The sequence below is a fragment of the Pseudarthrobacter oxydans genome, assembly GCF_030812335.1.
GTDB classification, from domain to species: domain Bacteria; phylum Actinomycetota; class Actinomycetes; order Actinomycetales; family Micrococcaceae; genus Arthrobacter; species Arthrobacter oxydans_B.
Map to the genome: position 1 here is coordinate 479747 of NZ_JAUSSN010000001.1, position 13482 is coordinate 493228.

General features: G+C 69.1%; 16 protein-coding genes. 13 read left to right on the forward strand and 3 right to left on the reverse strand.

The window, feature by feature from the left end:
- The first annotated feature begins 1 nt into the window (after position 1).
- The 10 genes from folE (at position 2) to J2W14_RS02330 (ending at position 8611) form a co-directional block, all read left to right on the forward strand.
- Positions 2 to 646 carry a GTP cyclohydrolase I FolE gene (gene folE, locus J2W14_RS02285; RefSeq protein WP_370871166.1) on the forward strand — a complete coding sequence of 215 codons (645 nt, stop codon included), beginning with the start codon at positions 2 to 4 and terminating at the stop codon, positions 644 to 646.
- 11 nt (positions 647 to 657) lie between these two features.
- Positions 658 to 1602 (forward strand): dihydropteroate synthase, encoded by a 945-nt coding sequence (gene folP, locus J2W14_RS02290; RefSeq protein ID WP_307457780.1) that lies wholly within the window; start codon positions 658 to 660, stop codon positions 1600 to 1602.
- Between the two features lie 14 nt (positions 1603 to 1616).
- Complete coding sequence (gene folB / locus J2W14_RS02295) at positions 1617 to 1985, forward strand: dihydroneopterin aldolase (RefSeq protein WP_307457782.1); 369 nt, start codon at positions 1617 to 1619, stop codon at positions 1983 to 1985.
- Positions 1982 to 2509, forward strand: a complete 528-nt coding sequence (folK, locus tag J2W14_RS02300; RefSeq protein WP_307457785.1) for a 2-amino-4-hydroxy-6-hydroxymethyldihydropteridine diphosphokinase — start codon at positions 1982 to 1984, stop codon at positions 2507 to 2509. The genes folB and folK overlap by 4 nt, the downstream gene beginning before the upstream one ends.
- Positions 2509 to 3030, forward strand: coding sequence for a DUF3180 domain-containing protein (locus J2W14_RS02305; protein WP_307457788.1), 522 nt, complete (start codon positions 2509 to 2511; stop codon positions 3028 to 3030). Before folK ends, J2W14_RS02305 begins: the two co-directional genes overlap by 1 nt.
- Entirely contained in the window at positions 3011 to 3523 is a 513-nt protein-coding gene (locus tag J2W14_RS02310) for a PH domain-containing protein (RefSeq protein ID WP_307457791.1), read from the forward strand. The genes J2W14_RS02305 and J2W14_RS02310 overlap by 20 nt, the downstream gene beginning before the upstream one ends.
- Positions 3524 to 3559: 36 nt before the next feature.
- Positions 3560 to 5137, forward strand: a complete 1578-nt coding sequence (locus tag J2W14_RS02315; protein WP_307457794.1) for a PH domain-containing protein — start codon at positions 3560 to 3562, stop codon at positions 5135 to 5137.
- Positions 5130 to 6038: a Rossmann-like and DUF2520 domain-containing protein gene (locus J2W14_RS02320; protein ID WP_307457797.1), complete on the forward strand. Its 909-nt coding sequence runs from the start codon at positions 5130 to 5132 to the stop codon at positions 6036 to 6038. The genes J2W14_RS02315 and J2W14_RS02320 overlap by 8 nt, the downstream gene beginning before the upstream one ends.
- 14 nt (positions 6039 to 6052) lie before the next feature.
- Complete coding sequence (gene panC, locus J2W14_RS02325) at positions 6053 to 6952, forward strand: pantoate--beta-alanine ligase (RefSeq protein WP_307457801.1); 900 nt, start codon at positions 6053 to 6055, stop codon at positions 6950 to 6952.
- A 183-nt stretch (positions 6953 to 7135) separates the two neighbouring features.
- Positions 7136 to 8611: a DHA2 family efflux MFS transporter permease subunit gene (locus J2W14_RS02330; protein ID WP_307457804.1), complete on the forward strand. Its 1476-nt coding sequence runs from the start codon at positions 7136 to 7138 to the stop codon at positions 8609 to 8611.
- 100 nt (positions 8612 to 8711) lie between these two features.
- On the opposite strand, the gene J2W14_RS02335 is transcribed toward J2W14_RS02330, so the two are convergent.
- The 3 genes from J2W14_RS02335 to J2W14_RS02345 all read right to left on the reverse strand — a co-directional run bounded on the left by J2W14_RS02335 (position 8712) and on the right by J2W14_RS02345 (position 11189).
- Positions 8712 to 9545, reverse strand: a complete 834-nt coding sequence (locus J2W14_RS02335; protein ID WP_307457806.1) for an alpha/beta fold hydrolase — start codon at positions 9543 to 9545, stop codon at positions 8712 to 8714.
- Between the two features lie 73 nt (positions 9546 to 9618).
- On the reverse strand, positions 9619 to 10245 hold the full coding sequence (locus J2W14_RS02340; protein WP_307457809.1) for a thymidine kinase: 627 nt from the start codon (positions 10243 to 10245) through the stop codon (positions 9619 to 9621).
- 47 nt (positions 10246 to 10292) lie between these two features.
- The gene (locus tag J2W14_RS02345; protein WP_307457812.1) at positions 10293 to 11189 is read right to left on the reverse strand and encodes an alpha/beta fold hydrolase; all 897 of its coding nucleotides are present in this window, start codon (positions 11187 to 11189) and stop codon (positions 10293 to 10295) included.
- Between the two features lie 77 nt (positions 11190 to 11266).
- On the opposite strand from J2W14_RS02345, the gene lysS reads away from it, so the two are divergent.
- The 3 genes from lysS (at position 11267) to J2W14_RS02360 (ending at position 13453) form a co-directional block, all read left to right on the forward strand.
- On the forward strand, positions 11267 to 12799 hold the full coding sequence (gene lysS, locus J2W14_RS02350; RefSeq protein ID WP_307457816.1) for a lysine--tRNA ligase: 1533 nt from the start codon (positions 11267 to 11269) through the stop codon (positions 12797 to 12799).
- A 2-nt stretch (positions 12800 to 12801) separates the two neighbouring features.
- Positions 12802 to 12990 carry a hypothetical protein gene (locus J2W14_RS02355; RefSeq protein ID WP_307457819.1) on the forward strand — a complete coding sequence of 63 codons (189 nt, stop codon included), beginning with the start codon at positions 12802 to 12804 and terminating at the stop codon, positions 12988 to 12990.
- Between the two features lie 136 nt (positions 12991 to 13126).
- On the forward strand, positions 13127 to 13453 hold the full coding sequence (locus J2W14_RS02360) for a histone-like nucleoid-structuring protein Lsr2 (RefSeq protein WP_307457822.1): 327 nt from the start codon (positions 13127 to 13129) through the stop codon (positions 13451 to 13453).
- Positions 13454 to 13482: the final 29 nt, after the last annotated feature.

Sequence of the window (13482 nt, forward strand, 5' to 3'; positions counted from 1 at the left end):
CGTGACTTCTTTCTTCAATGACGACGACGACGCTCCCGCCACCGATCCCCAGACGGCGGGAGCGCCCGTCCCCGGCATCACCCCCGTGGACCAGCCCCGGATCGAGGCGGCTATCCGTGAGATCCTGCTGGCCATCGGCGAGGACCCGGACCGCAGCGGCCTCCTGGACACCCCCAGGCGGGTCGCGAAGGCCTACACGGAGATGTTCGCCGGGCTCCACCACGATCCGGCCGAAATCCTGGCCACCCAATTCGACCTGGACCACGAGGAACTGGTCCTGGTCAAGGACATCCCGTTCTACTCCACCTGCGAGCACCACCTCGTTCCGTTCCATGGCGTCGCGCATGTGGGCTACATTCCCTCGCACGACGGGAAAGTCACCGGCCTGAGCAAACTCGCGCGGCTCGTGGACATGTTCGCCCGCCGCCCCCAGGTCCAGGAACGCCTCACCACCCAGATCGTCGAAGCCCTCGTCACCCATCTCAAGCCCCGCGGCGCAATCGTTGTCATCGAATGCGAACACCTCTGCATGTCGATGCGCGGCATCCGCAAGCCCGGCGCCAAGACCGTCACCAGCGCGGTGCGCGGGCAGCTCCATGACCCGGCCACCCGTGCCGAGGCCATGAGCCTCATTATCGGAAGGTAAGAACACAGACTATGGATTCCCTAGCCGCAGCCCCCGGAACCGGACCGGCGACCTCGCCCCTGCCCGTCCTGCGCAAGGCCCGGCCGGCCGCCAAATTGGAAAACCTCCCCACGGACCGGACGCTCGTGATGGGGATCCTGAATGTCACCCCGGACTCCTTCAGCGACGGCGGCAAGCACGCCGCCGCGGACACCGCCATCGCCGCCGGCCTGCGGATGTTCTACGGCGGCGCCGACATCATCGACGTCGGCGGTGAATCCACCCGCCCGGGAGCGGTCGAGGTCGGCGTCGAGGAGGAGCAGCGCCGGGTGCTGCCCGTGATCCAGGCGCTGGTCAAGGCCGGTGCCCTGGTCAGTATCGACACCACGCACGCCGCCACCGCCGCGGCGGCGCTGGACGCCGGCGCCGCCATCATCAATGACGTCTCCGGGCTCACCATGGAGCCCGAGATGGCCGAACTGGTGGCCCGCAGCAAGGTCCCTTACATCCTCACGCACCGCCGCGGCAACGCCAGCACGATGGACTCCCTGACCGAGTACGGGAACGTCGCGGAAGACGTGGCCGCGGAACTCGCCGGCGTCCGCGACAAGCTGTACGCGGCCGGCGTCGCCCCGGAACAGATCATCCTGGACCCGGGACTGGGCTTCGCCAAGAACGAGGAGCAGAACTGGGAACTGCTCCGCCGCCTGGACGTCCTGCAGGCCATGGGCCACAGGGTGCTCGTCGCAGCCTCCCGCAAGCGCTTTCTCGGCAGCCTCCTGACCGTGGCCGGCAAGGCCGCCCCGCCGGCCGAACGTGACGCCGCCACCGCCGCTGTCACCGCCATCAGCGCCCACCGGGGTGCCTGGGCGGTCCGCGTGCACGACGTCGGCCCCAGCCTCGACGCCGTCAAGGTCGCTGCCCGCATGACCCCGGCGCAGGCACCCGCCGCGCCGCCCGCCGCCGGCGACAACTGAACCGGCAGGCCACCATGGACCAGATCACGCTGAGCGGCGTCACCGCCGTCGGCCACCACGGAGTGCTGGATTTCGAGCGGCGCAACGGCCAGCCGTTCGTCGTCGATGCCGTCCTGCACCTGGACTTCAGCCGTGCCGCCGCCTCCGACGACGTGCTGGACACCGCGCACTACGGTGAGGTGGCCGAATGCATCCGGGGCTGGATCACGGGGGAGCCGCTGAACCTGATCGAGGCGCTGGCCGTGCGGATCGCCGAGGACGTGCTGGGAAGGTTCCCCGTCGCCGCGGTGGACATCACCGTGCACAAGCCCAGGGCCCCGATCGCCGTCGAATTCGGCGACGTCTCCGTCAGCGTCCGGCGGACCCGGCAGGACCAGCGATGAACTACACCCGGGCCGTGCTCGCGCTCGGCAGCAACCTGGGGGCTCGCAGCGACACCCTCTCGGCGGCCGTCGCGGACATCGTCGACCCGCCCGAGGTCCGCCTGCTGGCCATCTCGCCGATTGTGCAGACCAAAGCCGTCGGCGGGCCGGACGGCCAGCCGGACTTCCTCAACATGGTGATCGCCGTGGAGACCACACTGGCGCCCCTGGAGCTGCTGCAGCACTGCCACGCGGTGGAGCAGAAACACCTCCGCGTCCGCGACGTGCACTGGGGTCCGCGGACCCTCGACGTCGACATCATCACGTACGGGGATCTGGCCAGTTCCGACCCGGAACTGACCCTGCCCCATCCGCGCGCAGCCGAGCGGGCGTTCGTGCTCTACCCGTGGTCGCTCATCGACCCCGGCGCCGAGCTCAACGGCGAACGCATCGGCGAGCTCGCCGCCAAGGCCGCCGACTTCGCCGACCTGGTGCCCTTCGACGGGTTCGAAAACCTCCACGGCGTGGCCGGAGCGGCCGAGTGATGAAGTTGACCAGCCCGCTGGTGCTGCTGGTGATCAGCGTGGCCGTGGGGATCCTGGGCTGGCTCGCCGCCCTGCTGACCACCCGCTACGGACTGAACACCCCCGTGCTGCCGCTCAACGGACTCATCACGATGGGCGTGATCATGGTGCTCACCCTCGTGCTGGGCATCCGCGTGCTCCGCTGGCGGAACGGCAAAAAGAAGAAAATGCTCAACCCGATCCTGGCCGCCTGGACCCTCGTCCTCGCCCAGGCCTGCGCCTACACCGGCAGCGTGCTGCTGGGCTGGCATGCAGGGATCTTCATTGACCAGCTGCGCCTCTGGAATCTGCGCAGTGACCAGACCCTCGCCTGGCAGGCCCTGGCCATGGCCGGCGGCGGCCTGGCCATGATCGGGGTCGGCCTGATGGTGGAACGGTTCTGCCGGATCCCGCCCGAGGAGGGAGACGGCGAATCAGTCCCGGGCCTCCAGGACAAGCGCAAACCCAAATCGGAAGGCGAATATGCGTACCGAGGCGATTGACCCCCCGGGCATCACGTGGCTGCGCGTTTCGCCGAAATACATCACGGTGCGGCTGGCCAGCTGGGCGCTGGCCAACCTCGTCGTCGTGGCGCTGCTGTGCGTTCCGCTGATCCTTGTCGTCAGCGGCGTGTGGGAGAACTTCCCGCTCTGGCTGGCCGTCGCCCTCCCGGCCGTGATGCTGGTCCTGGCCCTCTGGCGGCTGCTGCTCATTCCCCGCCAGGTGCGCGCCATCGGCTACGCCGAGCGTGAGGACGACCTGCTCATCCGCCGCGGCATCTTCTTCCAGCGCACCCTCGTGGTCCCCTACGGCCGGATGCAGTACGTGGACATCGGCGTCGGGCCGGTGGAACGCGGCCTGGGCCTATGCACGCTGAAACTGCACACCGCCTCCGCCGGCACCAACGCGGAAATCCCGGGCCTGCCCGCCGCGGAGGGAGCGCGGCTCCGCGAGCAGCTCTCCGCCCGCGGTGAAGCCCGGCTGGCCGGACTGTGACGGGTCCGCTGTGAGGACCTCCATTAGGGGAACACAGTGAAGCCGGACGCGGCCCCGGAGGCGTCCGCCGGCGCCGACGCGGGAACCCCCGACGGCGGGTGGCTGCGCGTGCACCCCGCCTCGCCCTTCGTGCGCGGCTGGGTGGCGCTGGCCGCCATTGTCTTCTTCTTCTTCCGGGACACTTTCGAGCGGATGCTCCAGGGCGGCCCCCTCGTCGACGAGCAGCTCGCAGGCCGGGCGCCATGGCTGCTGTTCGGCGGCGGCGTGCTGCTGCTGCTCACCGGGGCGGGCTACGTCCTGAGCTGGTACTTCACCCGCTACCAGGTGGCGGAGGGCTATGTCCGGATCAACACCGGCTTCCTCTTCAAACAGCAGCGGCAGGCCCGGCTCGACCGGGTCCAGGCCATCGACATCGTGCAGCCGCTGCTCGCGCGGATCTTCGGGCTGGCCGAGCTCAAGTTCGAGGTCGCCGACGCCGGGGAGTCCGCGGTCCGGCTCGCCTACCTCCGCATGGACGAAGCGCGGCAGCTCCGGGCCACGATCCTGGCCCGCGCCGCCGGCGTCGTGCCGGACCCCGCGCAACCGGGGGCCGCCGCGGCGGAGGCGCCGGAACACGCCGTGCTCACCGTCCCGCCCGGGCGCCTCATCGGATCCCTGGTGCTGAGCGAGCAGAGCGTGGTCGTGGTCGTCGGCGGGCTGGCCTCCGTGGTGCTTTCCGCCGCCACCGAAAACCGCAGCTTCTACCTGTTCCTGATCCCGGCCGTGCTGGGCATGGTCGCCGCGTACTGGAACTCCCTCAACCGGGGCTATAACTTCACCGCGGCCATTTCCCCGGACGGCATCCGGCTGCGCTACGGGCTGCTGGACACCCAGGCGCAGACCCTGCCGCCGGGGCGGATCCAGGCCCTGCGGGTCAGCCAGCCGCCGCTGTGGCGGGTCCTCGGCTGGTACCGGATCCAGGTCAACGTGGCCGGTTACGGCGCCGCGGGAGGCAACGGCGAGGCCTCCTCCCGGACCACGCTCCTTCCGGTGGGGACCTTCCCCGACGTGCTCACCATGCTCTCCCTGGTCCTGCCCGACCCGGGCACCCCGGACCCGGTGCGGATCTTCACCGCCGGCGTCAACGGCCTCGCCCCTGCCGTGTCGGGGGAGGAGACCGCGGACGCTGCCGGGGCGCCGGGTTCCGGGACGGACGACGGCGGCTTCGTCACCACCCCGCGGCGCGCCCGGCTGCTGGCCCCGCTGGGCTGGCGGCGCAACGGCTTCAGCGCCACCGACACGGCCCTGCTGATCCGCTCGGGCCGCTGGTGGCGGCACCTCGTGGTGGTCCCGCACCAGCGCACCCAGTCCATGGCGCTGGAGCAGGGCCCCCTGGCCCGGCGCTTCCGGGTGGCGGACCTGGTGCTGCACACCACCGCCGGGCCGGTGTCCCCGCGGCTGATCCAGGCCGGCCTCGACGAGGGCCGGGCACTGCTGGATGAACAGGCGGCCCGGGCCCGGGCCGCGCGCAAACGCCAGACCAGCGAGCACTGGCTGGACCAGGTCCGCCCGCTCGTGGCCGGCCCCTCCCACACCGAAGAACCCAACAGTCAGGAAGACCCGCAGCATGGCTAAACCAGGACGACTCGGCATCGGAATCATCGGCGCCGGCAAGGTCGGCGCCGTCCTGGGGGCGGCGCTGCGCGGCGCGGAACATGCCATCATCGGGGTCTCCGCGGTCTCGGACGCCAGCCGCGAACGCGCGGAGACGCTGCTTCCGGGCGTCCCGGTGCTGGACGTGCAGGACATCGTCGAGCGCGCCGAACTCGTGCTCCTGGCCGTCCCCGACGACGCGCTCGGCCCGCTCATCGAGGGACTGGCGAAGCTCGGCGCCTGGCAGCCCGGCCAGCTCGTCGCCCACACCTCCGGCCGCTTCGGCGTCGGGATCCTGCATCCGGTGCGGGCCGCCGGCGCCATCCCGCTGGCGCTGCACCCCGCGATGACCTTCACCGGGATGAGCCTGGACCTGACCCGGCTGCTGGACTGCACCTTCGGAGTCACGGCGGACGCCGCGATGCTGCCCATTGCCCAGGCCCTCGTCGTGGAGATGGGTGCGGAGCCCGTCGCGATCGCCGAGGCCGACCGCACGCTCTACCACGCGGCCCTCGCGCACGGCTCAAACCACCTCGTCACCCTGGTGGCGCAGGCCTCGCAGCTGCTCCGGGAAGTCGGCGTCGAGGCCCCCGAACGCATGCTGGGACCGCTGCTGCGGGCGACCCTGGAGAACGCGCTCGCCTCGGGCGAATCGGCCCTCACCGGGCCGGTCGTCCGAGGCGACGTGGGCACCGTTGCCGCACACGCCGAGTCCCTGCGGGAGCACGACGGCGGCTCGGGCGGCGATATTCTGGAGGCGTACCTGGCCATGGCCCGGGCGACGGCCCGCCGGGCAGGACGCCGGGGACTGCTGAAGCCGGAGCAACTCGGCGACATCACGCAGGCGCTCGAGGGCCCGGACCTCGACGGCCCGCAAACCTAAGGAAGGTCCCCAACTTGGCGATCCAACTCGTGACCACGGCTGCCCGGCTCCGGACTGAAAGCGCCCGCCTGCTCCAGGAGAAGGGCGGCACCTCGCAGGGCCTGGTGCCCACCATGGGTGCCCTGCACGAGGGGCACGCCGAGCTGGCTCGCACCGCCGTCGAGCAGAATGACGTGGTGGTGGTGAGTATCTTCGTGAACCCGCTGCAGTTTGGCGAGGCCGTGGACCTGGAACGCTACCCCCGGACCCTGGAGGCGGACCTGGCGCTGCTGGACGCCGTGGGCGTGGACCTGGTGTTCGCTCCGGACGCGGCCGAGGTCTACCCCGAAGGGGCACCCCGCGTCCGGATCAGTGCGGGCGCGGTGGCCGAGAAGTGGGAGGGCGCGTCCCGCCCCGGGCACTTCGACGGCGCCCTGACCGTGGTGGCCAAGCTGCTGCACTACGGGACGCCCGGCGCGGCCGCGGGCCCGGAACTGCCGGCTTACCGGGCGTACTTCGGCCAGAAGGATGCCCAGCAGCTGGCCCTGGTCCAGCGTATGGTGGCGGATCTGAACTTCCCGGTCCAGATCGTCCCCGTGCCGATCGTGCGCTCCGCGGACGGCCTCGCGCTGTCCAGCCGCAACCGTTTCCTTTCCGCCGAGGAACGCGAGGCGGCGCTGGTGCTCTCGCGGGCGCTGCGCCTGGTCGAGGAACGGGCCAACGCCCACGAGCCCCTGGACCTTGAGTCCGCGCGGGCCCTCGTGGAGTCCCAGCCGCTTGTGCACCTGGACTACTTCGAGGTGGTGGACCCCCGAACCCTGGACCCGCTGGCCGAGAACTGCCGGGACACCCCGTTCCGCGGCGAGGGCCTGGCGATCATCGCGGCCACGGTCGGCCCGGTCCGGCTGATCGACAACGTCCCACTGGATTCCTAGCCGTTTCCGCTCTCGGCCGGGCACCTGCCGGCCGCCGTGCGGTGCTGGCCCGGCGGGCCGCCGGACGCAGGCCGCCGGAAACTATCTCCGCCGCCGGGAATTACCGTGGCCTGTCGCCGGTTGGCACCTGATGTAGCGACGACGCTCGCCACCCCACTTCGAAACTCCCTGAGGGAATCCCCTATGTCTACTGACGTCTCTTCAAAGCCCGCCGGCGATCCCGTGCAGGCCCAGGCCGCCGCGGAGGCCGCCGCACCGCCGGCAAAGATGTCCCGGGAATCGGTCACCGTCATCGCCACCCTGCTGGTGGCCACCTTCGTGGTGATCCTGAACGAAACCATCATGAACGTTGCGCTGCAGCGCCTGATGGTGGATCTCGGCGTCACCGCCCCCACCGTGCAGTGGCTGTCGACCGGTTTTATGCTCACGATGGCCATCGTGATCCCCACGACCGGCTTCATCCTGCAGCGGCTGTCCACCCGCGCGGTTTTTATGCTGGCCATGGGCCTGTTCTCCGGCGGCACACTGCTCGCGGCGCTGGCGCCCGGATTTGAAATCCTCCTGCTCGCACGGATCGTCCAGGCCGCGGGCACGGCCATCATGCTGCCCCTGCTGATGACCACCATCCTCACCCTGGTCCCCGTGGCACGCCGCGGTTTCGTGATGGGCAACGTGAGCATCGCCATCTCGGTGGCGCCGGCCATGGGCCCCACAGTGTCCGGACTGATCCTCGAGCACTTCTCCTGGCGCTTTATGTTCGTCTTCGTCCTGCCGGTCGCGCTGGCCGCCTTCGCGATCGGCGCCCGGTTCCTGACCAACATCGGCGAAACGGAAAAGACCCGGCTCGACGTCCTGTCCGTGCTGCTGACCGTTCCCGCTTTCGGCGGGATCGTCTACGGCCTGAGCCAGATCGGCGGCGGCGAGTCCGGCCCCGGCTCGCCCGCCGTTATTGCCCTCGCCGTGGGCGCCGTGGCCATGGTGGCCTTTGTTCTCCGCCAGCTGCGGCTGCAGAAGTCCGAGGCGCCCCTGCTGGACCTGCGGGCGTTCACCTTCCGGATGTTCACGGTGTCCGTGCTGCTGCTCGTCGTGGCCATGATCGCCCTGTTCGGCTCCGTGATCCTCCTGCCTTTGTACCTGCAGGAGGTCCGCGGTCTGACATCGCTGGAAACCGGGCTGACCCTGCTGCCCGGAGGACTCGCGATGGGCCTGCTGGGCCCGTTCATCGGGCGGCTCTTCGACAAGGTCGGCCCGCTGCCGCTCACCGTCACCGGCTCGTCCCTGCTCGTGGTGGCCCTGTTCCAGTTCTCCCTCCTCGACGCGGGCACGCCGGTCGGGTGGATCATCGCGCTGCACGTGGGCCTCAGCCTGGGGCTGGCCCTGATCTTCACGCCGGCGTTCACCACCGGGCTGAACCCGCTGCCGCCGCACCTGTACTCCCACGGCTCGGCGATCATGAGCACCCTGCAGCAGGTGGCCGGTGCCGCCGGAACGGCGCTGCTCGTCTCGATCTACGCGGTGGTGTCCGCCAGCGCGGGAATCGTCGCGGGAATGCACGCGGCGTTCCTCACGGCGTCGGTCATCGCCGTCGCCGCCGTCGTCCTGTCCGCGCTGATGCGCAAGACCGCGGCAGCGGACCACCCCGCCCCCGCCGCCCACTAACCCGACCCGCTTAAACCAACGCGGGGTCACTACCCGCCCATCCCGAGGCCTCGGATGGACGCTTAGTGACCCCGCGTTTTGCTGTGCCGCGGCTGAGTTGTTAGCTGGCGAAGAACTCGCTGAGTGCGGAGATGAGCTTGTCCGGTGCCTTGTTGACGCCGTCGTGGCCCATCCCCGGCAGGATTGTGTAGCTGGAGCCGGAGAGCACCTCATGGATCTGGGCGCAGGCCACACCGAAGTACGCGGGGCTCTTCTCGCCGACAATGATCAGCGTCTCCAGCGGCAGCTCCAGGAACGGCTCGGCCGGCATGTCGGCGGCGATGATGGCCTTGATCTCCCGGACCCCGGTCTTCATCAGCTCGCGCATCTGCTTGCCGAGCGGGGTGCCGGCGGCCAGTTTGTTCGCCAGCGTCAGCATGGACAGCGGCATCCGGGACAGGGCGCTGCCGGTCTCCAGGCCCCGGAGCAGGACGGCGAGGGCGCGGTCGTCGTCGCCGGCCGCTGTCGCCTTCTCATATTCGGTGGTCCAGTCCGCAGTGACGCTGTGGTTCACGGAGACGGCCGGGTCGTACACGGCGAGGCGTTCCACCGGCAGCGTGCGGGCGGCGTGCAGCGCCACCGCGCCGCCGAAGCTGTGCCCGAAAACGTCGGTGCTGGAGGTGTGCTTCATGACCGCGGCGAGGTCTTTGATGTCCACGTCGAGGGTGTAATCCTCCGGCTGCGGGGAGGAGGAGCCGCGGCCGCGCCGGTTGAAGGTGTGCACCGGCCGCCCGAGGGACGCGCTGAGCTTCTGGGCGAAGCGGGTGTAGTCGGCGGCGGTCACCATGGACGCCGCAACGACGACGACGCCGGAGCCCGCCGAGGCCAGCTCGGCACCCGTGCTGAAAAGCTCGATCGTTCCGCCGTCGGGGGTTCTGATGTTCTCGCGGGTCATGGTCAGAGCCTAGCCGAGGCTGCAGCTACGGCGTAGTAGGGGTCCGGGGCGCCGGGCGGCAGGGGCTAGCCGGCTAGCCGCCTAGCCGCCCGCCGGAGACCTCGAGGTAGCAGGAGCCGCACAGTGACTCGTACCAGACGTCCTGGCCGTCGATCGCGACCTGGTCGCCGTCGAAGACCACCTGGTCTCCGGCCCGGCGGGTGTTGAAGATGGCTTTGCGGCCGCAGCGGCAGATGGTCTTGAGTTCCTCGAGTGTGTGCGCGATTTCCAGGAGCCGCAGCGATCCCGGGAACGCCCTGGTGCGGAAGTCCGTGCGGATGCCGTAGGCCAGCACGGGAACGTTGTCCAGGACGGCGATCCGGAAGAGGTCGTCCACCTGGGCCGGTTCGAGGAACTGCGCCTCGTCCACCAGCAGGCAGGCCACCGGCTGGGTGTCCACGTGCTCCAGCAGGGCGTCGGGGTCATCCCCGTGGGCGTGGGCGGTGAACAGCTCCCGCGCGGACGCCCCGGCCGGGATCAGGAGGTCCACCGACCGGGTCATGCCCAGACGGGACACGACGTCGGCGTCGCCCTTGGTGTCGACATCCGGTTTGGCCAGCAGGACACGCTGGCCGCGCTCCTCATAGTTGAAGGCGGCCTGCAGCAGCCCCGTTGACTTGCCGGAGTTCATCGCGCCGTAGCGGAAGTAGAGCTTGGCCAAGGGGGTCCTTTCGAAAGGGTCGCCCACCGATTGTAAAGGCGCGCCGCTCAGCGGCCCAGCTTGATCCGCCGCCTGCGCGCCGGGAGGCGGTGGAGATTCCCTTCGTCGGCAAGGAGGAACCGCGCAACCGCCCCGGGCAGCCGGATTCCGGGCCGGAGCGGGCTTTCGTGGATCTGACCTGGCAGCACGGCAAATTCGATAGAAGGGATGGCGGCGGCGAGTTGCCGGCTCGTTTCGGTGAAGTACTCCGGGCTCCAGCTCCCGCTCAGCATCAGGGTGGGCATCGTGACCGCCGCGAAGTCGGCCAGCTCGGCATCGGCGTCCAGCACTGCCCGCATCTCCGCGACGGCGGTGGGCAGCAACTTGCGCATTTCGGCGCCCTTGGTGGTCCGTGCGGAGAGGATGCTGAGCATCCGCAGCGCGCCGAGCGGGAGCTTGGACACGGGCCCGCCGACCTCAATGCCTTGGACGAGGTGGGCCCAGGCGTCGTCGAGTTGCCCGGCAGCAACCGAACGCTCCAGCTCGGGCCGCCAGCGCCGGGTGAGGCTGCCGGACAGGGACACCGCCGCATCGTAGGTCACCATCCTGCGGATCGGCAGCGTCCGTGCCGCCTGGAGGGCCAAGAAGCCGCCGTAGCTGTGTGCCACCACGTCGCGCGATTCCGTTTCCCGCATGACCGCAGCCAGATCACCGACCTCCATGGCCACCGAGTAGCTGGCCGGTTGCGGGGAGGATCCTGCGCGCCCGCGACGGTTGTAGCAATGGACCGGGCGGCCCAGCAAGCGACTGATGGTCCGCGCGAACGGACGGTACAGCCCGTCAGTGATCATTGTGCCGTGCACGATCACGATCCCGGGCCCGGGCGGCAGGCCGGGAGCCGGACGGAAGGAGTGCAGCTCGAGGCGCCCCTCGCCGTCGTCAGTGCAGATGGTCCGCGTCTCCACAGCCCTGAGTCTATTCCGCACCCGCCCCCGGCCGGGAGGGACCGCCCCGGGCAGAATCCCCGGTAAACTTGGGGATTGTGACTTCCCAAAACACCTCCGCCCCGAATACCGCCGCCGATTCCCATGAAGCCAGCGAGCAGACGCGCATCCGCATGGAGAAGCGCGCCAAGCTGATCGAGCGCGGCGTCGAGGCGTATCCGGTCGGTGTTGAGCGCACCCATTCGCTGGGTGAAATCCGGGAGAAGTACGCGCACCTGCAGGCCGACGAAACCACCGGCGACGTCGTCGGGGTGACCGGGCGCATCGTCTTCATCCGCAACACCGGCAAGCTCTGCTTCGCCACGCTCCAGGAGGGCGGCGTTGACGGCAAGGCCGTCCGGCTGCAGGTCATGCTGAGCCTGGCCAACATCGGCGAGGACGCGCTCGCCGACTGGAAGTCCCTCGTGGACCTGGGCGACCACGTCTTCATCAAGGGCGAGGTCATCTCCTCGCGGCGCGGTGAGCTCTCCGTCATGGCCGAGTCCTGGGCGATGGCCTCCAAGGCGCTGCGCCCGCTGCCCGTGCTGCACGCCGGACTCAACGAGGAGACCCGCGTCCGCCAGCGCTACGTGGACCTCATTGTCCGCGATGAAGCCCGCGAAATGGTCTACACCCGGGCCGCGATCACCCGCTCCATCCGCGAGACCCTGCACCGCCAGGGCTACGTCGAGGTGGAAACCCCGATGCTGCAGTTGGTCCACGGCGGCGCCACGGCCCGTCCGTTCGAGACCCACATGAACGCGTTCGACCAGAAGATGACGCTGCGGATCGCCACCGAGCTCTACCTCAAGCGCACCGTTGTCGGCGGGATCGACCGGGTCTACGACATGGGCCGCGTCTTCCGTAATGAGGGCGTCGACTCCACCCATAGCCCGGAATTCACCACCCTGGAAAGCTACGAGGCGTGGGCGGACCAGTTCGTCATGGCGGACCGGATCAAGGAACTCATCCTCGACGCCGCCGACGCCGCCGGAGTGGGCCGCGTCCTGCAGACCGAGGCCGGGGAGATCAACCTCGACGGCGACTGGGCCTGGATGGCGGTCTACCCGGGGCTCTCCGAAACTGTGGGCCAGGAAATCACCCCGGAGACCCCGGCGTCGGAACTGCTGGCGCTCGCCGCCAAGCACGAGGTCAAGGTCGACGCCAACTGGGATGCCGAAAAGCTCGTCGTGGAACTCTTCGGCGAACTCGTCGAACCGACGCTGCTGAACCCGACCTTCGTCTACGACTACCCGCCCTCCGCCCAGCCGCTGGCCCGCCAGCACCGCGAGGACGACCGGCTGATCGAGGCGTGGGACCTCATCATCGGCGGCATGGAGCGCGGCACGGCGTTCTCCGAGCTCATTGACCCGGTGATCCAGCGCGAACGGCTCACCGAGCAGTCCCGCCGCTCCGCCGCCGGCGACGTCGAGGCCATGCAGCTGGACGAGGACTTCCTGCGGGCCCTGGAGTACGGCGCCCCGCCCATGGGCGGCATCGGGCTGGGCATTGACCGGCTCGTTATGCTCTTCACCGGCGCCGGGATCCGCGAGACAATATTGTTCCCGCTACTGAAGCCCGAAGGACACTGACCATGGAGTACATCGCCGTATTGCTTCCCTCCGTGGTCGTCGGCCTGATTTTCTGGTTCGCCATGAAATCGATTTTCAATGCCGACAAATCCGAACGCCAGGCGGAAGCGCGGGCCCAGGCGGAAGCTGACGAAAAAGCCCAGGCGCCCGATACGCTCCGCAACCACGGCCATTCCAGCGGCCTGAACTAATAGCAGGCTATTCGACCTTGGGTTTTCCTTCGGAAACTCTTTTTCACTTTGACTCGTTGCCATTAAGCGGAGGATACTTTTAAGCAGATAGATCCTGCTTTTCCTAAATACTCATCCTTTTGGAAAGAGAGTCTTAATGGCACAGAAAGTAAAAATCATCCTTGTTGATGACCTTGATGGCGGATCCGCGGACGAGACCGTCCGGTTCGGCTTGGACGGCGTCAGTTACGAAATCGACCTGTCTTCGGAAAATGCTGCAGAACTGCGCTCGGCAGTTGAGCGGTTTGTAGGCCACGCACGCAAGACCTCAAGCGGCCGAGCCACCCGCACCAAAATTTCATCCGGCCGGAACCAGGACTCCGCCCAGATCCGGCAATGGGCCCGCGATAACGGCTATGCGGTAAACAGCCGCGGACGCATCCAGGCGGAAATTCAGGAAGCCTACCAAAAGGCGAATTCCTAGCCGTCTAGGCAAATCCCGCGTCGCGGACA